A 22,762-nucleotide genomic window follows, 5' to 3' on the forward strand; every position below is an offset into this window, starting at 1 on the left:
GGCTCAGAGATTGGCGACGTCACCATCGCTGTCATCGCCGCGGTGCTCGGCGCACAGCGTCGAGTGCTGAGGATCGAACTGGGCCGGATGCTCCACTCGCACCACCGGTCGGCCGCAGCGTTCGCCGTCCACCTCGGCCAGGCACACCGGCTGCTGGTGATGCTCCAGCCAGCGCTGGTACTGATCGCGACTGACCTTGCAGTGCTCGGCGACATACCCTAGCGGATCGGCGCTGAAACGCGGGACATCCTGGCGACTGAGGATCAGATGACCGGCGCCAGGCTGGAAGGTGACGAACAGGATGCCCTGGCGCGCCAGGCGCTCCAACTGGCCTTCGTTGCTGTCGCCGATCAGCTGGGCGCAGCGCTCGCGCAGCTGGCGGATGTCTTCCTGCAACTGTCCGTCCAGCTCGTCGCGGTACTTGAGTTCCACCTCGCGGATGGTCAGCTGATTCTTCAGCTCACCCACCGCCGCGGCTACCCGGGCCTCGCTTTCGGCTTCGGACTGGATGCGCAGCGCCTCGATCTTGTAGAGGGCGTTGCGTTCCAGGGTGCGCATCTGTTCGTTGAGTTCTTCACGCTCCTGGCGGGCCAGGTCGTGCTGCTGCTCCAGGTGCTGGGCCAGGGCGGCATAGCGCACCTCCAGCTCGGCCTTGGCCGTACGCAATTCGTCGGCATCGCGCTGCAGGCGCGCCAGGTCTTCCTGATGCTGGCGGGTCAGGGTCAGCAGCCGGGTGCGCTGGCCGGCGATCAGCTTGTCCAGCGCCTCCTGGTGTTCCTGGGCGAGGATGCGGCGGACCCGTTCGAGACGGGCCTCGACGTCGATGCCATCGGCGGCGCTGGGATGGTATTCCCCGGCCAGCTCCACCTCGCCATCGCGCGGTGCGACCAGCCCCAGGCAATCGCGGATCGCCTGCCAGTCGTCGTGCTCGGCATCGCTGCGCGGATCCCAGAGATCGCCCTGGTGCCAGGAGATTGGACAATGGCTGCGACTGGCCAGGCGGATCGGCCCGGCGCCCAGGTCGGGACCGACCCCGCCGCGCTCGGCCAGCTCCACCAGCGGCAGGTCCCATTCCGGCAGCGGACTGCCCTGGGCATCGAAGGCCAGCAGGAAAAACACCGTGGCCTTGACCCGGCGATGGTCGTCCAGCAGCAGATAGACGAAGCGATGGCGCCGTCCGGCGCAGTCGAGCAGCGTCTGGTCGCCCTGCCAGAGCGCCTGAAAATCGGGAAACAGCAAGGCGCGATTCACACCCTGGTCGCCGAACCCCAGCACCACCGGGGTCAGTACCGCCTCTTCGTTCAACGTCTCTGCCATCTCTCGCCGCGTGCTCTGTCGATCCCACATGAATTCCGAGGCCGGCGTCTCGCCACCGGGCGACCGGACGTGCATCCGCGCCCGACCTCTGGCGGCGACGCCTGTATCTCGCGTCTCCGCCCGACTGCTCCGATGCGCCAGGCCCCCACCCGACGCATCAGGACGGCAGCTTAGCCAATCCTGGTCGGCGGGATGGAACAGAGGCCAGACATTGGGACGAGGGTCGGTCCGGATCGGATGTTATGCGGAGTGGATCACAGAAATCATCCCTGATTGCAACGAAGAGTTACAGCTCCGCGGCCAGCCGGGTGGCTTGATCGATGGCGCGCTTGGCGTCGAGTTCGGCGGCGACATCCGCTCCGCCCACCCGATGCACCGCCACGCCGGCGCCGAGCAGCTCGGCTTCCAGTTCGCGCAGGGACTCCTGGCCCGCGCAGAGCACCACGTTGTCCACGTCCAGCACCTGCTCGGCGCCATCGGGCAGGCGCAGGTGCAGGCCGGCATCGTCGATGCGCAGGTATTCCACCCCACCGAGCGCCTTGACGCCACGCTGCTGCAGGCGCGCACGGTGGATCCAGCCGGTGGTCTTGCCGAGGCCCTTGCCGGGCTTGCCCGGCTTGCGCTGCAGCAACCAGACCTCGCGCGGCACCGCCGGCAGCGCGGCCGGTGCCAGCCCGCCGCGGTTGCTGAAACTGGGGTCTATGCCCCACTCGCGGTAGAAGGCGGTGACGGGCTCCGCCTCTTGGTGGCTATGGGTGAGGAAATCCGCCACGTCGAAACCGATGCCGCCGGCTCCGATCAGCGCCACCCGCCGCCCCACCGGCTGGCGCTCCAGCAGCACGTCCAGGTAGCCCAGCACCTTGGGATGGTCGATACCGGGAATCGGCGGGACCCGCGGCGTCACCCCGGTAGCCAGGATCACCGCGGCGAAGCCCTCGGCCTGCAATTCGGCGGCGCTGACGCGATGATTGAGGCGGACATCCACCGCCAGTCGCTCCAGGCGACGCTGGAAGTACCTCAGGGTCTCGCCGAATTCTTCCTTGCCGGGAATGCGCCGGGCCACATTGAACTGGCCACCGATGCGCTCGCTGGCCTCGAACAGCACCACCTGGTGACCGCGCTCGGCCAGGGTGCAGGCGGCGGCCAGGCCCGCCGGTCCGGCACCGACCACGGCAAAGCGGCGTGATTCGGCGGCGGGCAGGATCTGCAACTCGGTCTCGTGGCAGGCGCGCGGATTGACCAGGCAGCTGGTCAGCTTGCCGGCGAAGGTGTGATCCAGGCAGGCCTGGTTGCAGGCGATGCAGGTATTGATCTCGTCGGCGCGGCCGGCGGCGGCCTTGGCGACGAAATCCGCGTCAGCCAGCAACGGTCGGGCCATGGACACCAGGTCGGCCTGGCCAGCGGCGAGGATGGCTTCCGCCACCTCGGGGGTATTGATGCGGTTGGTGGCGATCAGCGGCACCCGCACCCGGCCCTTGAGCTGTGCGGTGACGGCGGCGAAGGCGCCGCGCGGCACCAGGGTGGCGATGGTGGGGATGCGCGCCTCGTGCCAGCCGATGCCGGTGTTGATCAGGCTGACCCCGGCGTCTTCCAGCCAGAGCGCCAGCTGCAGGCATTCCTCGGGGGTGCTGCCCTGCTCCACCAGATCCAGCAGCGAGAGCCGAAAGATGATCAGGAAGTCCGGGCCGGTCGCGGCGCGGATGCCCGCGACGATGGCCAGCGGCAAGCGGCAGCGCTCGGCGAAGTCGCCGCCCCAACGATCCGTGCGGTGGTTGGTCCGTGCGGCGATGAACTGGTTGATGAAGTAGCCCTCGGACCCCATCACCTCGACGCCGTCGTAGCCGGCCTGTTGCGCCAGCGTGGCGCAGCGGATGAAGGCGGCGATCTGCCCCTCCACCTCGGCCTCGTCCAGTTCGCGCGGGGTGAAGGGATTGATCGGTGCCTGCAGCGCCGAGGGCGCCACCAGCTGGGGGTTATAGGCATAGCGACCGGCGTGCAGGATCTGCAGGCAGATACGCCCGCCGGCGGCATGCACCGCCTCGGTCACCGGCCGGTGGTGCTCGGCTTCCTCGGGCGTGGTCAACTTGGCCGCGCCCTTGGCCACCGCGCCCTCTTCGTTCGGCGCGATGCCGCCAGTGACGATCAGGCCGACCCCACCCCGCGCCCGCTCGGCGAAGAAGGCAGCCATCCGCGCGAAACCGCCCGGCCGTTCTTCCAGCCCCGTATGCATGGACCCCATCACCACACGATTGCGCAAGGTGATCGACCCCATGGGCAGGGGTTCGAGCAGATGCGGATAGCTATTCATAGGGGTGGTATTACTGGGGGCAAACTCGATCATGGCGGTCTCCGATGGTTGGCCTTTCTGGGAAAGCCTGGCGCCACGATAGGAGCGGCGCGCCCCGGCCTCAATCACCAGAAATGACAACCTCTTTACCCAAATGCACAGCCACCCCTTGGCAGTGGCGGTCTGGTCTCCTACCCTGAGCACCTTTATCTCACCCGGCCACAGGGGCCGGGACCGCTCTGGAGTGCCGATGCGCAAGCTCGTGTTCCTGGTGCTGATCGCCTTGTTCGCCGTGCTGGCGGGCTGGGTGGCCCAGCGGCCAGCCTTCCATTATCTGTCGGACCTACGCAGCAGCCTGGCGGTGGACCTGACCACCACGCCAGCCGCGGCCACCACCGGCAATCTATTGGGGATCGAGCCCGAGCTGATCGCCCTGGACTACGGCAATCCCGAGCGGCTGCGCCTCAAGCTCGACGCCTCTCTGGCCAACGCCCGCCGGCTGGGGCTGATCGGCACCCAGACCATCGTGGTGCTGCCCGAACACCTGGGAACGCCCCTGGCGCTGATGGGCGAGAAGCCCGAGGTCTATGCCGCGGCCCGCAGCGAAGAAGCCATCCAATGGCTGCTGCTGGGCAATCCGCTGCGCGTGGCCCGCGCCTGGTTCCAGACCGAGGGCGACCGGCGCCTGGCCGACAGCCTGTTGCGCATGAAGGCCTGGGACATGGCCAGCGCCTATCAGCAGCTTTTCGCCGGACTCGCCCGCCAGTACGGCGTCACCCTGGTGGCCGGCTCCATCGTTCTGCCCGGCCCGACCCTGGTCGACGGCGAGTTGCGGGTGGGCAGCGGACCGCTGCGCAACGTCACCTTGGTCTTTGGTCCTGACGGCAAGCCCCTGGGCCAGCCCCTGGTGCGACCGCTGACGACCCAGGCGCACGGCGATGATCTCAGTCCGCCCCTGCTGCGGCTGGAGACGCCCCTGGGCCGTCTGGGCGTCATCCAGGGCAGCGACACCGGTCGCGTCGGCGTGCTGGACGATCCCCAGGTGGACCTGCTGGCGATCCCTGCCCTCGCCTCGGGCACCACCCCCGCACCGGCGCCCTTCGATGTGCAGCGCCTGCGCGCCGCCGGCATTCGCGCCGCCTTGGAAGTGCAGCTGCGCGGCCGTCTCTGGGAATGGCAGGCCGCTGGCGGCAGCCAGGCCTTTACCCCGGATGCGGCAGCGGCCACCGATCCCGCCCGGGCCGGCAGCAAGCTGATCAATCTGCGGCTATGAGTGCGCCGGCGCTGCGCCTGGGCGATCTCTCCACCGGTTTCGTGCTGGCGTTGGCGGCTGCCGTCAGCCAGCGGGGGACCGATGCCGCCACCCTGCTGGCCCGCTTCGGCCTGACCGCGGCGCGGCTGGCCGAACCCGGCGGACGGCTGTCGATCCCTCACTACATGCGCCTGGGCCATGCCGCCTTGGAGTTGACCGGTGATCCGGCGCTGGGCCTGGCCATGGGCCAGGCGATGCGCCCGGCCTTGCTCGGCCTTGCCGGCATCACCGTGGGCCAGGCGCCGGACGTGCGGCATGCCGCCGAGACGCTGCTGACCCTGGAGCCGCTCTATGGCCGCAACTACCGGGGCCGGTCGCGCTATGCGGCCCAGGGCCGCGACGCCTGGCTGCACTTCTATAGCATCAGCCCCTACAACGGCTACAACCGCTTCGTGGTGGACGTGGTGCTCAGCGCCTGGTTGGCGCTGCTGGGCACGGTGGCCGGGCAGGCGCTGCAACCGCGTCGCGTGCTCATCGAATACCCCGCGCCGGCGGATCCGGCACCCTACGCGGCCGCCTTCGGTTGCCCGGTGGAATTCGGCGCCGCCGAGAATGCCCTGCTGCTCGATGCCGCCAGCCTCAGCCTACCCGGCCCCGAACACTGCCCGGCCACCTGGCGCCAGCTGCTGGCCCTGAGCGAAGCCGAGCACGGCCGCCTGACCCGGACCCGCGGCCTCACCGAGCGGGTGGTCGAGGTCATGGGGCCACTGCTGCGCCATGGCGAGCCGACCCTGGAGCAGATCGCCGGTCGACTGCGCCTGCCCCCTTGGACGCTGAGGCGCAAGCTGGCCGAGGAAGGTACCCAGTACCGCACCCTGCTCAACCTGACCCGTCGCGACCTGGCACTCGCCTATATCCGCGACACCGAGGCCAGTTTCGGCGAGATCGCCTACCTGCTCGGTTTCGCCTCTCCCGCGGCCTTCCAGCGCGCCTTCAAGCGCTGGACCGAACAGACGCCCGGCGACTGGCGACGGACCGCGCGCCTGGCCTGACCTGCGCGGTCCCCCGCCACGTGCGACCCAGGCGCTACCAGTCGCTGCCCTGCCCAAGCAGCTCCAGGGCGTGGTGGCGCAATTCCAGTAGCCGGGGATCATCGCGCCGTCGGGGATAGGAGCGATCGACGACGATCTCGGCCAGCACCCGAGCCGGTCGCGCCGAGAACACCAGTACCCGGTCGCACAGCAGCAGGGCCTCTTCGACGTCATGGGTGACCAGCAAGGCGCTGTAGCGCTGGTGCTGCCAGAGACGAATCAGCTCGCTCTGCATGGCGATGCGGGTCAGGGAATCCAGCTTGCCCAGAGGCTCGTCGAGCAGCAGCAGCCCTGGCTCGTTGACCAGTGCCCGCGCCAGAGCCGCACGCTGCGCCATGCCCCCGGACAGCTGTCGCGGATAGGCGTTGCGAAACTCCAGCAGCCCGACCCGGCGCAGGGCCTCGTCCACCCGTTCGCGCTGGGTGGCGAGCAGGCCACGCGCCTGCAGACCGAGGGCGACGTTGTCCCAGACGCGGCGCCAGGGATAAAGGGTGGGATCCTGGAACATCAGGACCCGGGAGTGATGCGGCCCCGAAATGGCGGCGCCATCGGCCAGCAGACTGCCACTCTGCACAGGCTCCAGGCCCGCCACCAGCCGCAGCAGGGTCGACTTGCCACAGCCCGAGGGGCCCAGCAACCCCAGGCTCTCGCCGGCCGCCAGTTGCAGATCCACTCGGTCCAGCACGGGCAGCGGGCCATCCGCCAACTCGAAGGCGTGACTCAGACCGCGCACCGCAATGACCATCCCCTTGGTTTCCGGGACTATCGAAGTTGCTGCACTCACCATTTCATCGTCCCCTTCTGCCAGGCCAACACCCGGTCGCGGATAGCGAACAGCAGGGTGATCAACCCCGAACAGAGCAGCGCCATCACCAGCAGTGCCGCATACATGTTGGCGTAGGCTGCCCAGCCCTGGGCCCATTGCAGATACCAGCCGAGACCGGCCTTGACCCCCATCATCTCGGCCACCACCAGCACCGAGAAGGAGGCTCCCAGTCCCATGAACAGCCCGACGAATACCTGTGGCAAGGCCGCCGGGATGGCGACCCGCAGGATCAGGAAGGCATTGCTCGCGCCCAGGGTCCGTGCCACCTCGTAATAGGCGCGATCGACACTGGCGACGCCGGACCAGGTCAGTACGGTGACCGGGAACCAGGTGGCCAGGGCGATAAGAAAGACGCTCGCGCTCCAACTGGTGGGAAAGAAGAAGAAGCAGATTGGCAATAGCGCGGTGGACGGGATGGGACCGAGCAGGCGCAGCACCGGATGCACCCAGTAGCCGATGCGCTGGGACCAACCGATGGCGAGACCAGCGAGAAACCCGCAGAAGGCGCCGGCGGCGACCCCGTTGAGCAACAGCCACAACGAGTGCGCCAGACTCAAGCCCAGCCGCGGCCAGTCGTCGACGAACACCTCGACCAGTGCCTGGGGCGGGGCGAAGAAGGGGACCGGCAGCAGCCGCAGCTTGGCGGTCGCCAGGGTCCAAAGCCCCAGTAGCAGGGGTAGCGCGATCAGCCAGGGCCCCGCACGCCGCAGCCTCGCCAGCAGCCGTTCGCTACGCCCGGGCAGCAGTGCCAGCAAGGCCAGGAGTCCGGCGACCACCGTGGCCGCTACGGCCAGTTCGCGGGTGAAAGGCCAGGGCCGCCCGTGCTCGGGATAGAACGGCAGGAACACCGCCAGGGCCAGCCAGGCCGCCGCGGCGAGCAGACCACCCCGCCAGGTGAGAGCGGTCGCCGGGACCGAGTGGATGCGCTCAAGCGAAGACGTCGGCATGGATGCTCTCCGCGAAGGCGAGGGGGTCGGTCCGCGGCCGCAGCACCTCGATCTGCTTGAGGTCACGGGCGTAGACGGCAATCTCCCTGACGAAGGCCTCGCCCACCGAGTAGTGAGCGTGGGTGTGTTCCCGCAGGATGGCCAGCAACTCCTCGTGGGAGCTGTTCACCGTGAGTGGCAGGAAGCGCTCGGCCACCACTTCGGGATGCTGCGCCGCCCAGGCGTGGGCCTGCAGGATGGCATGGGAGATGGCCGCTGCCACCGGCTTGTCCTGGCGCGCCAGGGTGCCGCTGACCCCGATCACGCAGCAGCTGAGGTTGGCGTAGTCCTCCACCAAGTTGTTGGACAGTTCGACGATGCCAGGCCGCTGCTTGACCCGGTACATCATGGGGTCCGAGCCGCTGGCCGCCTGGATCTCGCCCTTGTCCAGCGCCGGGCCGAGCAGGTCCACCGGATACACCCGCCAGGTGATGTCGCGGCTGGGGTCGACGCCATGGCGTTTGAGCATCAGGGCGAAGAAGTTCTTGTCCGCCGCGGCCATGTCGGTGACGCCGATGGTGGCCCCCTTGAGCGCCGCCAGGTCGCCGGGGCCGCCCTCCCGCGCCAGCAGTCGCAGGCAACCGCCGTGGGTGCCGCCAGTGAGCTGGACGTCGAAGCCCTGCTCCAGCGCCTTGAGCCAGCGCAACGCCATGCCCACTGCGGCGTCGGCCTTGCCGGTGGCCATGGATTCCAGCAGTACTTCAGTGGAGTTGCCGAAGTTGACGAACTCCACGTCCAGGTTGTGCTGTTTGAAGATGCCCTGGGTATCGGCGACGGTCACCGGTGCCAGGCAGACGGCATTGAGATTGACCGCCAGCCGCACCTTGCGCGGCTCCGGCAAGGCCCAGCGCGCGGTGTCCTGCAGGAAATCCACCGGACTGGCCGCAGGGGCCACCCCATGGCCGGCATGCCCTGCATGGACATCGCCCGCCTCGGCAGCGAAGCCCAGCCGGCCGACCAGCGCTGCAGCGGTAGCGGCACCCGCCATGCCGAGCAGGCGGCGGCGATTGAAGGTATGGATGGTCATGAAGCCTCCTGAACGTATCCGGGCAGGCTCCACAGCGTCGGGTGGCGTGCCGATGAAGATGTAAAGAACGGATGAACCGACTTGCGACGGCCGCGGCGAGCCGTCTCCCGTCATGCCCGAGAGGAGTGAATCCACGTGGGGCGCGCATTAGCGCTAAGGCCGGACCAGCGCGATCGAGCCGATTCCGAGTCAGGTACCAGGCGCCCGCTCGCTCCCCCTGCTGCGGACGCTGAGCCTGACCGGGAACCGACGTCAGATACGCCGCGGCGATCCAATAGCGCGACGGTAAAACACCGGCGGATCATTGGTAAAATTCAATTTAGAACTAATCTAATATGCAAAATTTACATTTAAGACCGATTGAATGCAGGACAGGCCATTTCTTGGCGTCGTCATTCGCCAGGGAGTCATCGCGCTGCCTGACGAGTCTATGAGGCCAGACTCGTCTTCCGGTACTGCTCAGGTCTTAACCATGTTCAAAGCCTTGCTCGCCCTGTTGCTGTTGTGCCTGGCATTGCCCCTGCGCGCCGCCGAACCCCCTGCCCAGGCAGCGGCCGGCCTCGACCCCCAGCAGGCGCGCCAGGTCGCCGCCCTGCTGCAGGATCCGCAACGCCGCCAGGAGCTGATCCTGACCTTGCAGGCCATCGCCAGCCAGCCGACGAGCACTACCGGGACGCAGGCGGCGCCGGCCCCTACGGCGCCCGCGGCCGCCACCGCGCCCAGTGCGGCCACCCCCCCGGCGGCAGGCGAAGAAAAGGCGCTGGTACCGCTGGAGGCCAATGGCCTGATCGCCCAGACCCTCAGTCGCGTCGGGCGCTGGGCGGACAACCTGGGCAGCGAGCTGAACCAGATACAGCGGGCCGTGCGTACCCTGCCGGACTGGTCGCGCGCTAGCTTCACCTCCGCAGCGGGTCGCCATGCCCTGTTGCAAGCCCTGCTGACCCTGGCCACCCTCTTTGCCGCCGGCCTGGTGGGCGAGTGGCTGATCCATCGGGCGCTCCGGCGCCCGCGGCAACGACTGCAGCGCCATGCCGATCTCGCCGACAGTCGCGCCCGGCGCCAAGCCCAGCAGACGGCGGCCCAGCAGCCTCCGCCTGAAGCCTCGGCGACCACGACCGAAGACACGGCTACCCGCCCCACGGAACCTGCTGTGGCGCTGGTCAAGACCCAGATCGATGGGGTGGATCGGCTCGAAGAGGTGCCCATCGCCCCGTCCGACAGCGCGGCGCCCGCACCAGCCGCGCCGGCGACCGAGTCCGCCGCCACCGATCCCACACCCGCCAACCGCGCCCGACCCAGCGCCGAGGAGCACTGGACCACCCTGCGGCACCTGCCCTTCGCCCTGGGACTGCTGTTGCTGGAAGTGCTGCCACTGCTGGCCTTCTGGGCCACGGCGGCGCTGCTGATCCACTATCTGGTGGGGTCGGATGCCAATCAGCGCGAGCTGGTCGGTGGCTTCCTCGGGGCCTATCTCACCACCCGCCTGGCGCTGATCGTCATCCGCCTGCTGATCGATCCTGCCGCCCACGGCATCCGCCTGCTCAAGGTCAAGACGGCCCTCGCCTGCACCCTGTTGCGCTGGCTGCACGCCTTCGTTGCCCTGGTCACCTTCGGCCTGGCGCTGGCCCAGGCCGCGGACATCCTGGGGGCCAACGAAGAGGGCCGTGAAGCCATCGTCAAGCTGGTCTCGCTGCTGGCCCATCTGCTGGTGGTAGGGCTGATCTTCCACATGCGTCGACCGGTGGCCGCGCGGATCGCCGGGCGCCAGGACGGCAATGGTGCCCTGACCGTGCTGCGCGCCTGGCTGGGTCAGGTCTGGGCCGTATTCGCCGCCGTGTTCGTCATGGGTGGCTGGACCATGTGGGCGCTGGACATCGAGAACGGGCTGCCGCGGCTGATGAATTTCGTCGCCCTCTCCGCCGGTATCGTCATCCTCGGACGCCTGGCGGCGGTGTTCCTGCTCGGCTTGCTGGGTCGGCTGTTCCAGCCGGCCACCACCGAAGGCGCCAGCGGCACCGAGCTGCACCTGCAGCGCTACTATCCGCTGGCGCGCTGGCTGGTGGGGGTGATCGTCACCCTGATCACCGTCCTGGCGCTGTTCCAGTCCTGGGGCTGGAGCGTGCTGGACTGGTTCGGCACGGGCAGCATCGGGCGCAGCCTGCTGTCCGCCTTTCTCACCATCCTCATCGCCGCCGTCATCGCCGTAGTGGTCTGGGAAGGCGCCAACACCACGGTAAATCGTCGGCTGAGCAGCTGGAACGAACGCGGCGACACGGTGCGGGCCGCTCGCTTGCGCACCCTGTTGCCCATGCTGCGCACCGGGCTGTTCATCCTGGTCGCGCTGATCGTCGGCCTGACCGCCCTGAGCGAACTGGGCATTAACACCACGCCGCTCCTGGCCAGCGCCAGCATCATCGGGGTGGCCCTCGGCTTCGGCTCGCAGAAGCTGGTGCAGGACTTCATCACCGGTATCTTCCTGCTGCTGGAAAACGCCATGCAGGTAGGCGACTGGGTCACCGTGGCCGGGGTCTCGGGCACCGTGGAATACCTGTCGATCCGCACCGTGCGCCTGCGCGCCGGCGATGGCTCGCTGCACATCGTGCCCTTCAGCTCGGTGTCGGCGGTCAACAACATCAACCGCGGGCTGGGCAATGCCGCCCTGCGCATCAGCGTGGGCTACGGCGAAGACATCGAGCGCGTCATCGCCGAACTCAAGGACATCGGCGCAGGCATGCGTGCCGACGAGGCCTTCAAGGACCTGATCCTCGCCGATCTGGAGATCTGGGGCGTAGATGCCGTCGACGGCGCCATGGTGACCATCGCCGGGCAGATGAGATGCCTAGACAAGGGCCGCTGGGGCGTGCAGCGCGAACTCAACCGACGTATCCTCGAACGCTTCCGCGAGCGCGGCATCGAGATCGCCAATCCGCGCGCCAGTCTGCTGCTGCCTAGCGAAGCCGGTATCGTGCCCTCCTCGCCCATCCAGCCACGGCCTGCGGAGTGAACCCCGTGCAGTATCGCCAAGACGCCTTCAACGGCCTGATCATCGATGCCGCCTCGCTGCCCGCCACCCGCGAGGCCTTCGCCCCGGCGCTGGCCGAGTTGCTCGACAGCGCCCGGCGCGACGGACGCAATCTGATCTGGCTGACCCTGCCGCTGGCCCTTGGCGAGCTGGTCGGGGTGGCCACCCGCGCCGGTTTCGTCTTTCACAACTGCCTGGAACAGGAACTCACACTAGTCTGGCGCGGTACGCCCACCGCCTTCGCGCCCTTCGTCCCGACCCACAGCCTGGGTGTCGGCGGCCTGGTGCTGAACAGCCATGGCGAACTTCTGGTGATCCGCGAACGCGGCAGCCAGGGCTACAAGCTGCCGGGCGGCCATGTCGAGCTGGGGGAGGACCTGGGTCCTGCGGTGATCCGCGAGGTCTGGGAGGAAACCGGTATCCGCAGCGCCTTGCGCGGCGTGGTCGGGCTGGTGACCACCCACCCCTATCGCTTCGGCAAGTCCAATCTCTATGTGGTCTGCCGCCTCGACCCCCTGAGTGCGGAGATCGCCATCCAGGATCCGGACGAGATCGAGGATGCCCGCTGGCTGGCGCTGCCCGACTACCTGGCGGACCCGGGCAACAGCGCCTTCAATCGCGAGCTGGTGCGCAGCCTGGCCCATGCCGAGGGGCTGGCATCCAGCGCCTTGAACAGCGAGCGCTATCCCAAGGCCGAAGTCTTTCTCGCTCAGCCGTCGAAGGATTGATCCATGCTCTCGGCCGGATGGGCGTCGCGCGGACGGCCCACCGGGCGGGCGGGAATGCCCACCACCGTGGTGTGGGGCGCCACCGGGTGCAGGACCACGCTGTTGGCGCCGATCTTGGCGCCCTCGCCGATCTCCAGATTGCCGAGAATCTTGACCCCGGCGCCGATCATCACCCCGCGACGCACCTTAGGATGGCGATCGCCCTGCTCCTTGCCGGTACCGCCCAGGGTCACCTGTTGCAGGATGGAGACGTCGTCTTCCACCACCGCGGTCTCGCCGATGACGATGCCGGTGCCGTGGTCGAGCATGATGCCGCGCCCCAGCCGCGCGGCCGGATGAATGTCGATGGCCAGCAGGCGATTGCAGCGCGCCTGCAGGTGCAGGGCCAGCAGGCGCTCGCCGTTGCGCCAGAGGGCATGGCTCAGGCGCTGGGTCTGCAGCGCCAGGAAGCCCTTGGAGAACAGGAAGATCTCCAGCAGGCTGGCATAGGCCGGATCCCGTGCCAGCACCGCTTCCAGGTCCGCGCAGGCCGCCAGGGTCAGCGCCGGCCACTCGGCGTGCAGGGCAGCGAAGCGTTCGCCGAGTGCCTCGGCCTGCCCTGGATCCTCCGCCAGGGCCTCGGCGCAGCGCCGGACCAGGGCGGCGGTCAGATCGACCGGCTGCAGCAGCGCTCGCGTCAGCCCCTCGGCCAGGGCCGAGGCGTCGCGGCGCCCGGCCTCGGCCTGGGCGCGCAGGAGTTGCCAGAGTTCGGGAGCGGAGCGAGGCGGCATGGCGGGACAGGGTCCTTAACTAGGGGCGCCCAGCTTAGCGGGCGGGGCCGGTAACGTCTTGTACATCAGGGTGGTGCTGTCACGACGTTCGGGTTGGCGGGCATCCAGGGCATAGCCGGGAATCCGGCCGACCACCTGATAGCCCAGGGACAGATAGAGCGGCTCGGCATGGTCGTCGCTGCGGGTGTCCAGGGTCAGCAATTCCCGCCCCTGTGCCTGGGCGGCCGCTTCCACCGCCTGCATCAGCCGACGCGCCAGCCCCTGGCGACGGCAGTCGGGATGCACCAGCAACTTGACCACCTCGGCGCGGTGCGGCTGATTGGCTGGGGTCTCCAGCACCAGTTGCACGCTGCCGACCACCCGGTCGCCCTGCAGCGCGGCGAACAGCAGCCGGGTGCCCTGGGCCAGGCCCGGGGCCACGGCTTCGGTCCAGAAGCGCCGATTCACGGCGTCACCCAGCGGCAGGATGAAACCGATACTGGCACCCCGCGCGACACAGGCAGCCAACAATTGCTGGAAGTCATCTAGGTGGCTCGTGAAGGCGGCGGCGTCGAGCCGCTCGATACGCAAGGAAGCAGTCATGGACGTACCTCAGATCATGAACAGGAGATAACGGGCGCCCGCCGGGCCGCTCAGGAAGCGACTGCTACCCCAGAGGCGATAGCGCAGGCAGTCGCCGACGCCCAGCCGATAGGGCTGCTCTTCGATCCACAGCTGCAACTCGCCTTCGAGCAGGAGCAGATGGTGTTCGAGGCCTGGCCGGGGCGCTGCCTGATAGCGGATGTCCACGCCCGGCCCCAGCTGGCTCTCGATGACTTCACCCGCCAGGGCCTGGGCGGGCGGCGAGACCGAGCGGCGGGTAAAAGCCTGCTCGGGATCGGCCCAGATCTGCTGCGCCTGGCGCTCGACCTGGGCCGGATAGGCGCTTTCCACGCTATGCAGCAGGCGCGTCAGGGTCAGGCCGTAGGCCGAACAGAGCTGCCCGAGAACCGCCGTGGTCGGGCTGACCTCGGCATTTTCCAGCCGCGACAGCGTGGCGCGACTGACCCCACTGAGGGCCGCCAGTTGGTCCAGCGACAGCCCGCGCTCCAGGCGCAGGGCCCTGAGCCTGGATGCCAAACGTTCATCGAGCATGACCACCTCCCATATTGGGGATTTTTTCTCACAAAAGAGAAAACAGCACAAGCGTCTCGTAGTGGGAGAGCCCCTTGCTTCTAACTTTCGCCCTGACTATCGCCTTAATCTTTATCGGAAAAATTATTAGCTTTTAAATATTGATGACTACAGACATTATCGTCTGCCAACTTTACAAAAGGCTCTGGAAGACACCTTTGCCGAGCTCTTGCAGATCACTGAAAGAACGACCCGTAACAATTACCGCTCAGAAAAAAGCGCCTTGCCAGCGATGATTTCGGCCGTGCAAAAGAACCAGCGTCGAGAAAAATCGTCTCAGCCTCCAGCAGCAAAAAAATCAGCGATGACGCACCCTGCGACAAAATATTTCAAAAGATCTCACTCTTTTCAGCTGTGCGTAAGAAATTCTGCTAGCGAACCTTCCGGATTCTTTTACAACTCCTGTACAGCCTTTTTACCAAGGGCTCTGGCACGATCATGGTCATCATCAACCTTGTATCCAACTTGAAGTCCGTCGAATAAAACCACCCTCTATCACCACATTCGAACCGCCCTTACAAAACCCTACTCTTAATAGTCGAGCCGCTTGGCCTTTGCGGGTACGGCGTTCGCTTCATCAATAACCGTAATTGGGAGAAGTCCTCATGGCTAACAAGAGCAGCAACCCAGGCAACTTCGCCAATAATCGCGACCGCGCCGCCGAGGCCGGACGCAAGGGTGGGCGTGCCAGTGGTGGCAATTTCGCCAACAATCCCGCTCGTGCCTCCGAAGCCGGGCGCAAGGGTGGCCAGAACAGTCATGGCACCCGGCGCACAGAAGCAGAGAGCGAAGCGGCCGCGACCTGAAATCCACCGTTTTGCCGGCAGCCTCCTGTCCTCCACGCCAGAAGGCTGCCTCTGTATCCCTGCCAGACCAGTACCCCTCTCCTATTGCGCCTTCCCAAGTGAGCCCCAACTCACATAAATGCATGGCCGTGCTACCGTTATCGGACAGCCCGAGTGGCCCTTAGGGCTCACTCCTTTCGCCCTCGTCCGCCTGCACCGGTGCCCATGCTCAACAACATTCGCATCCAGAACAAACTCTTCGCCGGCTTCGCCGCCATCATCGCCCTGGTGGTCCTGTTGCTCTGGCTGACCTATGCCGCCTTGCAGAGCCTGGTCGACGCCAATCGCTGGGACAGGCACACCGCCGAGGTACTGCTGTCGGTCACGGCGCTGGACAACAACCTGCTCGAAACCCGCGCCAAGTTGCGTACCTACTGGTATTCCGGGACCGCCACCGATGCGGAGACCGCGCGCCAGGCCCTGCCGTCGCTGGCCGCAGCCCTGCGTGTGCCCCAGCAACTGACCCAGGACAATGTCAGTCAGCAACAACGCTTCGCGCGCCTGATCGCCGAGCTCGATAGCTGGCGACAGAACACCTTCGAACCGCTGCTGCGCCTGCGTGCCACGGGTAATCTCAGCGCGGTCCAACTGGCCAACGAGCCGCTGATCGACAACCTCACCAGCCAGGTCGCGGCGATGCGCCAGGAGATCCAGGCTATCGCCGATGAAGAGCGACGCCTGTCCGCGCAACGCGCCGGTCATACCGAGGAGGTACGCAACCAGCTGACTTGGACCCTGGTTGCCGGCGGTGCCCTCTGCGTGCTGCTGGCCGCGCTCATCGCCTGGCTGCTCTCCCGTCATCTGCTGCGCTCGATCCGCCGCCTGACCGCTACCGTGGCGCGCATCTCCGCGGGCGAAAGCGGCGCCCGCGTGGACGTGCAGGGCCGAGACGAACTCGCCCAGGTGGGGCTGGCCTTCAACCAGATGGCCCAACAGATCCAGGACGACCATGCCCGCGAGCAGGTCCTGATGCAGCGCCTGCGCGCCGATGTCGACGATCTGCTGAGCGTGGTCAACCGGGCTGCCGCCGGTGATCTCACCGGACGCACCGCGGTCAGCGGCGATGACGCCATCGGCCAGCTGGCCCGTGGCCTGGGCAAGATGATCGAAGACCTGCGCGGGATGATCGCCAAGGTGCAGCGCGCCGGCATCCAGGTGACCTCCTCCACTACCGAGATCGCCGCCTCGTCGCGCCAGCAGGAAGCCACCAGCATCGAACAGGCACAGACCAGCGTGGAAGTGCTGAGCACCACCCGGGAAATCGCCGCCAACGCCAATGCCCTGGTGCGCACCATGGAGGAAGCCGTGCAGGTGGCGGACGAGACCACCCAGGGCGCGGTGCAGGCGCGCAGCAACCTGGCGAGCATGGACAGCACGATGCAGCGCATGGTGGCGGCGACCGACTCGATCAATGCCAAGCTCGCCGCCCTGTCGGAGAAGTCCAGTCATATCAACAAGGTGCTGACCACCATCACCAAGGTCGCCGACCAGACCAATCTGTTGTCGCTCAACGCCGCCATCGAGGCGGAAAAGGCTGGCGAGGCGGGCCGCGGCTTCTCGGTGGTGGCCACCGAGATCCGCCGGCTGTCGGACCAGACCACCGCCGCCACCGACGACATCGAGCAGATGCTCAAGGACATGAATTCCGCGGTATCCGCCAGCGTCATGGGCATGGACAAGTTCTCCGAAGAGATCCGTCGCAGCGTGCAGGAGGTGGCCAGCGTCAGCGATCAGTTGGCCGGAGTGATCGAGGACGTGCAGAAATTGCCGGCACGCTTCGATATAGTCCTGGAAGGCATGCAGTCCCAGGCGGTTGGCGCCGGCCAGATCGCCGAGACCATCACCCAGCTCAACGACAGCACCCAGCAGACCACCGAGGCGCTCAAGGCCACCAGCGAAGCGGTGCAGTATCTGCAGCAGGCGGCCCAGGACCTGCAGAGCAGCGTCGCCACCTTCTCGGTCACCCGTTGACCATGCAGATCCTGGTCTTCCAGTTGGCCGACGCTGCCGCGGCCCTGCCCACGACGGCGATCCGCCAGGTGCTGCCCTTTCTGCAGCTGACACGGTTTCCCGCCGCGCCACCCGGAGTGGCCGGGCTGATGAATCTGCACGGCGCGGCCATCCCGGTGGTGGACATCACCGCCATGAGCGGCGGACCGGCCGCCCAAGCGCGCCAGGACACCCGCATCCTGCTGGTCGACCATGCCCTGCCCGATGGCACCCGTCGCCCGCTCGGCCTGGTGGTGGAAGGCGTCGCCGGCGTGCGGCGGATCAGCGCCGCCACGCCTCGCCCCGCGGGCATCCGGCTGCCTGACTATCCCTGGCTCGGCGAGGTGCTGGAGACGCCAGAAGGCCTCTGGCTGTGGCTCGATCAGGATCGTTTGCTGTCACCTGCCCTGGCCGCCCTGCTGTTCCAGGAGGCCGCGTGAAGCTCGATCCCCGGCTGGCGCCCCTGGTGCGGGCGCGCACCGGCCTGGCCATCGCCGACGACATGCTCGGCCGCGCCATTCGCCAGCGCCTACGCGAGCGCCAGGAGAGCGATGCCGAGGTCTATATGGCGCGCATCCTCGACGACGAAAGCGAATTCGCCGATCTGCTGGACCTGCTGGTCATTCCCGAGACCTGGTTCTTTCGCGACCCCCAGGCCATCGCCCATGCCGCGCGCTTCGCCCAGGAGCGCCATGCCCGCAGCGGCGCGCCGGTACGCCTGCTCAGCCTGCCCTGCTCCACCGGTGAAGAACCCTACACCCTGGCCATGGCGCTGTTCGATACCGGCCTGCCGGCCCAGGCGTTCCAGGTCACCGCGGTGGACATCAACGAGCCGTCCCTGGAGCGCGCCCGCCGCGGCCTCTATGGGCGCAACTCCTTTCGCGCTCGCGACCTGGCCTTTCGCGAGCGCTATTTCCAGCCCGAAGGCGATCGCCAGCGTCTGACCGAACGGGTGCGCAACCAGGTGCGCTTTCGTCAGGGCAACATCCTGCAGCTGGGCAGCCTGCGCGACGGCGCCCCCTTCGACGTGGTGCTCTGCCGCAACCTGCTGATCTATTTCGACGACCAGACCCAGGGCCGAGCCCTCAGCCACCTGGCCGCGCTCATGCACGACGACGGCCTGCTCTGCGTCGGCAGCTCGGAGATGGTCAGCGCCATGCGCCATGGTTTCGCCAGCCTGGGCGTCGCGCACGCCTCGGCGTTGATCAAGCGCCAGGCGAACACCGCCGATCCGCTACGGCCGCCACCGCCTGCGGCGCCCCGGCGCAAGGCCGCGGTGCGCCCGCCGCCCCCGGCGACGACGCTCCCCACCCGCCTGCGCGCCAGAAGTGCTCCCGCACCGCTACCGACCGCGCCCATCCCGGCCGCCTGCCCGCCTCTGGAAGAAGCCCAGCGGCTGGCCGATGCCGGACGAGGCGCCGAAGCCGAGACACTGTTGCGCACCCTGCTCGATACGGATCGCAGCCAGGCCGGTGCCCATTTCCTGCTGGCGCTCATCCTGCCCGATGCCCGCGCCGCCGAGGCCGAGCGGGCGCTACGCCAGGCGCTCTATCTGGAGCCGGAGCACTATCCGGCCCTGTGCCGCCTGGCGCTGATCTGCGAAAGAGCCGGCCGACTCGACGAAGCCGGACGCCTGCGCGACCGCGCCGCGCGCATCCAGACCCGTGCCGGTGACGACGCATGAGCCTGAACCGCGAACTCAGCGCCCTGGAGCGTGCCGACTGGGCCGAGCGCTATGCCGAACCCCTGGACGATCGCCAGGTGCAGTCGGCCAGTTCGCTGGTCTTTCGCCTCGGCGCGGAATGGCTGGGCTTGCCCGGCGGCTGCCTGGTCACGGCCACCGAACCCACCGCCGTCCATCGGGTGCCCCACCGGCGTTCGCCGCTGCTGCGCGGTATCGTCCCGGTACGGGGTCAGTTGCAGCCCTGCATCGCTCTGCAGCTGCTGCTGGCGGTGGCCCCGGGCGAGCAGACCGGCGGTTTTCCGCGATTGCTGCTACTGCATATCGGTCGCCGTGACTGGGCCGTGCAGGTGGACGAGGTGCTAGGACTGCAGCGCTATGCCCCCAGCGAGGTGCAACCGCCGCCCGCGACCCTGGGCGGCGAGTTGCTCAGCTACCTGAGTGGCGTCTATCGCGAAGGCGCGCATCAGGTCGGGTTGCTCGATCTGCCGCGCCTGGAGCGGGCCCTGGAAGAGGCGCTGCGATGAGTCAGCCACCGCGCGATGTGCGCGAGATGTCCCTCTACGATCTTTTCGCCAGCGAGGTGCAGAGCCATCTGCAGGCGCTGGACAGCGGCTTGTTGCGCCTGGAGCGCGATCCCCACGACACCGGGGTGATCGAACCGATGATGCGGGCGGCCCATTCCATCAAGGGCGCGGCACGCATCGTCGACCTCGACGGCCTGGTCGAGCTGGCCCACGCCATGGAGGATTGCCTGGTCGCCGTCCAGGCCGGTCGCCGCCAGCTCGGTCCGGCGGACATCGATCAGCTGTTTCGCTGCGTCGACGTCCTCGGTGAGGTCAGCCGCCTGGACGAAGCCGCCAGCCAGCGCTGGCAGAGCGAACAGCGGGATGCCCAGCGGGCGCTGGCACAGGCGCTGAGCGCTGGCGCCGCTGCCCCTGCCCCGATGGCGCCGGCGCCAGCCCGGGAGCTGGCGTCCGCCGTGGCGGAAGACCCGGCCCCCGAAGCCGAGCGCAGTCGTGATCCGCTACGGGTGGACAGCGGCCGCTTCAATCAGATTCTCGCCCTCACCAGCGAGGCCCGGGTGATGGGCCTCGGTCTGCACGGCCTGGTTCAGGGCTTCCAGGGCTATCGCGCGGAATTGCAGGGGCTGTTCGGTCAGGCCAAGGCGGTCAGCAGCGACGTGCGCCAGCGCCAGGAAGGCCTGCTCGATCGCTACCAGCAGCAGCTCCAGGCGCTGGAAGCCTACGAACGGCGCCTGCTCGGCGTCTGCCAGGGGCTGCTGGACGAGGTGCTCGGGGTGCGCATGCGGCCACTGCGCGATGCCGTCCAGGGCTTTCCACGGCTGGTGCGTGACCTGGCCAGGGGGCTGGACAAGGAGGCCGTGCTGCAGGTCGAAGGCGCCGACACCCTGATCGACCGCGAGGTGCTGGCGCGGCTGGAAAGTCCGCTCAATCACCTGCTGCGCAACGCCGTGGACCATGGCCTGGAAACCCCGGCCGAACGCCGCGCCCTGGGCAAGCCCGAGTGCGGCCAGATCCGCCTCGAAGCCCGGCATGTCGCCGGGCGCCTGCAGGTCAGCCTGCACGACGACGGCCGCGGCCTGGACCTGGAACGCATCCGCGCCGCGGTCATCGCCCGCCGCCTGAGTCCGCCGCCGGTGGCCGCCGAACTGAGCGCGGCCGAGTTGCTGGAATTCCTGCTGCTGCCCGGCTTCAGTCTCAAGGAGACGGTGACCGAGTTGTCCGGTCGTGGGGTGGGCCTGGACGTGGTGGCCGATGCCATCCGCGCCCTGGATGGCGAAGTCCGCCTGGAAACCCGCCCTGGCCTGGGCTTCACTACCCACCTGCTGGTACCGGTCAGTCGCTCCATCGTCCGCGCCCTGATCGTCGACATCGCCGGCGAGGCCTATGCCCTGCCGGTCAACCGCATCGAACGGGTACTGCGCCTGGATCCCGCCGAGGTCCACGCGCTGGAGGGCAAGGCCTTCTTCCTGCTCGGCGAGGATCGCCTGGGCCTGGTCGCCGCCCATCAGTTGCTGGAGCTGGAAGGCGCGCCGCCCAGCGGCGACCTGGCGGTGCTGGTGATCGGCAGCGGGGCGCGCCGCTATGGGCTGGTGGTGGATCGCCTGCGCGGCGAGCAGGGCCTGGCGCTCAAGCCGCTGGACGAGATCTTCGGCAAGCTACGTTCGGTCACCGCCGGGGCCCTGCTCGACGACGGCAGCCCGGTGCTGCTGCTGGACGTCGCCGATCTGCTCACCGGTATCGAGCGCCTGCTCGGCGAGGGGCAGCTGCGTCAGGTGCAGGGCGGTGCCGCCGTCGCCACCCGACGGGTCAAGCGCATCCTGGTGGTGGACGACTCCCTCACCGTGCGCGAAATGGAGCGCAAGCTCCTGGAAGGCCAGGGCTATCAGGTGGAGGTCGCGGTGGATGGCATGGACGGCTGGAACGCGGTGCGCGGCGGCGAATTCGACATGCTGCTGTCGGACATCGACATGCCGCGCATGAATGGCATCGAACTGGTGGAACTGGTGCGCCGCGATCCGCGTCTGCATGCCCTGCCGGTGATGATCGTGTCCTACAAGGATCGCCCCGAAGACCGCCTCAAGGGCATGCAGGCCGGCGCCGACTACTATCTAACCAAGGGCAGCTTCCACGACGATGCCCTCATCACCGCCGTACAGGACCTCATCGGAGCGCCATGAGAATCGCCATCGTCAACGATCTGCTACTGGCCACCGAAGCCCTGCGCCGCCTGCTGGCCAGCGATGGGCGCCATACGGTCGCCTGGATCGCCCACGACGGCGAGGAAGCGGTGGCCCGTTGCGCCGAGGACCGCCCCGACCTGATTCTCATGGACCTGCAGATGCCGCGGCTGGACGGCATCGAGGCGACGCGCCGGATCATGGCGCAGTCGCCCTGCGCCATCCTCATGGTCACCGCCACCCCCGACGATTGCGAGGGGGTGTTTCGGGCCATGGGCGCCGGTGCCCTGGACGTGACCGCCACCCCGGCACTCAGCGGCGGTGCCGATGGCGGTGCCCTGCTGCGCAAGATCGCCCGCATCGAGCCCCTGGTGCGCCTGCCGGAACGCGCCGCCCGCCCGCAGCTGGTCAGTGCCACCGCACCGACCGAGGACGCTCAAGCGACGCCGGACACCCTGGTCGCCATCGGCGCCTCCACCGGTGGGCCGGCGGCCCTGGTGAGTCTGTTCGAAACCTGGACGCCGACCCCCGAGGCGAGCGTGGTGCTGGTGCAGCACATCGATCGGCGTTTCGCCCCTAGTTTCATCGGCTGGCTCGGGACCCAGATCGCCTGGCCGGTCACGGCGGCCATGCCCGGCGCCCTGCCGCAGCCCGGTCAGGTCTCGGTGGCCCTGGGCGACGATCACCTGCTGCTGGATGCACGTGGCCGCTTCGCCTATACCGTCGAGCCGGCCGATTATCCCTATCGTCCCTCGGTGGACGTGTTCTTCGCCAACCTCGCCAGCCACCCGCGCCGGGTCGGCAAGGCGCTGGGCATCCTGCTGACCGGCATGGGACGGGACGGCGCCAGTGGCCTCTACGCCCTGCGCCAGAGCGGTTGCCCCACCCTGGCCCAGGACGAGGCCAGTTGTGCCGTATACGGCATGCCCGCTGCTGCGGTTAGAATGGGCGCCGCGGAACGTGTTCTCAGCCCCACGCAGATCGGTGCCTGGCTGCAACGGCGCTTCGGCAACAGCTCGCGTAGCATGACATGACCGGTCGCCAACAGGAGCGTTGGACGGCGC

At 68.0% G+C, this 22,762-nt stretch carries 19 protein-coding genes; 11 read left to right on the top strand and 8 right to left on the bottom strand.

Features of this window, described 5'->3' with window-relative positions; all coding sequences use genetic code 11:
• Nucleotides 1–3 precede the first annotated feature (3 nt).
• Together V6W80_RS14185 and V6W80_RS14190 are read right to left on the bottom strand one after the other, a co-directional pair.
• A complete protein-coding gene (locus V6W80_RS14185) occupies nucleotides 4–1,317 on the bottom strand; it encodes a chromosome partitioning protein ParA (RefSeq protein ID WP_177323674.1) in 1,314 nt (437 codons plus the stop codon).
• Between the two features lie 286 nt (nucleotides 1,318–1,603).
• On the bottom strand, nucleotides 1,604–3,625 hold the full coding sequence (locus tag V6W80_RS14190) for an NADPH-dependent 2,4-dienoyl-CoA reductase (RefSeq protein WP_338547439.1): 2,022 nt from the start codon (nucleotides 3,623–3,625) through the stop codon (nucleotides 1,604–1,606).
• A 229-nt stretch (nucleotides 3,626–3,854) separates the two neighbouring features.
• On the opposite strand from V6W80_RS14190, the gene V6W80_RS14195 reads away from it, so the two are divergent.
• Nucleotides 3,855–4,877, top strand: coding sequence for a carbon-nitrogen hydrolase family protein (locus V6W80_RS14195; RefSeq protein WP_338544590.1), 1,023 nt, complete (start codon nucleotides 3,855–3,857; stop codon nucleotides 4,875–4,877).
• Complete coding sequence (locus V6W80_RS14200) at nucleotides 4,874–5,908, top strand: AraC family transcriptional regulator (protein ID WP_338544591.1); 1,035 nt, start codon at nucleotides 4,874–4,876, stop codon at nucleotides 5,906–5,908. The genes V6W80_RS14195 and V6W80_RS14200 overlap by 4 nt, the downstream gene beginning before the upstream one ends.
• 34 nt (nucleotides 5,909–5,942) lie before the next feature.
• Here V6W80_RS14200 and V6W80_RS14205 read toward each other — a convergent pair whose 3' ends face one another.
• Genes V6W80_RS14205 through V6W80_RS14215 form a run of 3 tightly spaced genes read right to left on the bottom strand, consistent with a single transcriptional unit; the run spans nucleotide 5,943 to nucleotide 8,786 of the window.
• Nucleotides 5,943–6,734, bottom strand: a complete 792-nt coding sequence (locus V6W80_RS14205; RefSeq protein WP_338544592.1) for an ABC transporter ATP-binding protein — start codon at nucleotides 6,732–6,734, stop codon at nucleotides 5,943–5,945.
• A complete protein-coding gene (locus tag V6W80_RS14210) occupies nucleotides 6,728–7,720 on the bottom strand; it encodes an ABC transporter permease (protein WP_064308952.1) in 993 nt (330 codons plus the stop codon). Before V6W80_RS14210 ends, V6W80_RS14205 begins: the two co-directional genes overlap by 7 nt.
• Complete coding sequence (locus V6W80_RS14215) at nucleotides 7,701–8,786, bottom strand: ABC transporter substrate-binding protein (protein WP_338544593.1); 1,086 nt, start codon at nucleotides 8,784–8,786, stop codon at nucleotides 7,701–7,703. Before V6W80_RS14215 ends, V6W80_RS14210 begins: the two co-directional genes overlap by 20 nt.
• A gap of 472 nt (nucleotides 8,787–9,258) precedes the next feature.
• On the opposite strand from V6W80_RS14215, the gene V6W80_RS14220 reads away from it, so the two are divergent.
• Together V6W80_RS14220 and V6W80_RS14225 are read left to right on the top strand one after the other, a co-directional pair.
• Nucleotides 9,259–11,790 (top strand): mechanosensitive ion channel domain-containing protein, encoded by a 2,532-nt coding sequence (locus V6W80_RS14220; RefSeq protein ID WP_338544594.1) that lies wholly within the window; start codon nucleotides 9,259–9,261, stop codon nucleotides 11,788–11,790.
• Nucleotides 11,791–11,795: 5 nt separating this feature from the next.
• Nucleotides 11,796–12,536, top strand: a complete 741-nt coding sequence (locus tag V6W80_RS14225) for an NUDIX hydrolase (protein WP_338544595.1) — start codon at nucleotides 11,796–11,798, stop codon at nucleotides 12,534–12,536.
• On the opposite strand, the gene cysE is transcribed toward V6W80_RS14225, so the two are convergent.
• The 3 genes from cysE to V6W80_RS14240 are packed head-to-tail and all read right to left on the bottom strand — an operon-like array spanning nucleotide 12,518 to nucleotide 14,440.
• A complete protein-coding gene (gene cysE, locus V6W80_RS14230; RefSeq protein ID WP_338544596.1) occupies nucleotides 12,518–13,306 on the bottom strand; it encodes a serine O-acetyltransferase in 789 nt (262 codons plus the stop codon). The genes V6W80_RS14225 and cysE overlap by 19 nt on opposite strands.
• A 15-nt stretch (nucleotides 13,307–13,321) precedes the next feature.
• Nucleotides 13,322–13,888, bottom strand: a complete 567-nt coding sequence (locus tag V6W80_RS14235) for a GNAT family N-acetyltransferase (RefSeq protein ID WP_338544597.1) — start codon at nucleotides 13,886–13,888, stop codon at nucleotides 13,322–13,324.
• Between the two features lie 9 nt (nucleotides 13,889–13,897).
• A complete protein-coding gene (locus V6W80_RS14240) occupies nucleotides 13,898–14,440 on the bottom strand; it encodes a helix-turn-helix domain-containing protein (RefSeq protein WP_017642250.1) in 543 nt (180 codons plus the stop codon).
• Nucleotides 14,441–15,084: 644 nt separating this feature from the next.
• Here V6W80_RS14240 and V6W80_RS14245 point away from each other — a divergent pair.
• The 7 genes from V6W80_RS14245 to cheB all read left to right on the top strand — a co-directional run bounded on the left by V6W80_RS14245 (nucleotide 15,085) and on the right by cheB (nucleotide 22,732).
• Complete coding sequence (locus tag V6W80_RS14245; protein ID WP_017642249.1) at nucleotides 15,085–15,285, top strand: general stress protein; 201 nt, start codon at nucleotides 15,085–15,087, stop codon at nucleotides 15,283–15,285.
• Nucleotides 15,286–15,489: 204 nt separating this feature from the next.
• Nucleotides 15,490–17,295, top strand: coding sequence for a methyl-accepting chemotaxis protein (locus V6W80_RS14250; RefSeq protein ID WP_017642248.1), 1,806 nt, complete (start codon nucleotides 15,490–15,492; stop codon nucleotides 17,293–17,295).
• A gap of 2 nt (nucleotides 17,296–17,297) precedes the next feature.
• Nucleotides 17,298–17,753 (top strand): chemotaxis protein CheW, encoded by a 456-nt coding sequence (locus V6W80_RS14255; protein WP_017642247.1) that lies wholly within the window; start codon nucleotides 17,298–17,300, stop codon nucleotides 17,751–17,753.
• Nucleotides 17,750–18,997 (top strand): protein-glutamate O-methyltransferase CheR, encoded by a 1,248-nt coding sequence (locus V6W80_RS14260; RefSeq protein ID WP_338544598.1) that lies wholly within the window; start codon nucleotides 17,750–17,752, stop codon nucleotides 18,995–18,997. Before V6W80_RS14255 ends, V6W80_RS14260 begins: the two co-directional genes overlap by 4 nt.
• Nucleotides 18,994–19,521 carry a chemotaxis protein CheW gene (locus tag V6W80_RS14265; RefSeq protein ID WP_338544599.1) on the top strand — a complete coding sequence of 176 codons (528 nt, stop codon included), beginning with the start codon at nucleotides 18,994–18,996 and terminating at the stop codon, nucleotides 19,519–19,521. Before V6W80_RS14260 ends, V6W80_RS14265 begins: the two co-directional genes overlap by 4 nt.
• Nucleotides 19,518–21,698, top strand: coding sequence for a hybrid sensor histidine kinase/response regulator (locus V6W80_RS14270; protein WP_338544600.1), 2,181 nt, complete (start codon nucleotides 19,518–19,520; stop codon nucleotides 21,696–21,698). Before V6W80_RS14265 ends, V6W80_RS14270 begins: the two co-directional genes overlap by 4 nt.
• Nucleotides 21,695–22,732: a chemotaxis-specific protein-glutamate methyltransferase CheB gene (cheB, locus tag V6W80_RS14275; protein ID WP_338544601.1), complete on the top strand. Its 1,038-nt coding sequence runs from the start codon at nucleotides 21,695–21,697 to the stop codon at nucleotides 22,730–22,732. Before V6W80_RS14270 ends, cheB begins: the two co-directional genes overlap by 4 nt.
• Nucleotides 22,733–22,762 lie beyond the last annotated feature (30 nt).

It is taken from the genome of Pseudomonas benzopyrenica (genome assembly GCF_036884265.1).
In the GTDB taxonomy this organism is placed as follows: domain Bacteria; phylum Pseudomonadota; class Gammaproteobacteria; order Pseudomonadales; family Pseudomonadaceae; genus Chryseomonas; species Chryseomonas benzopyrenica.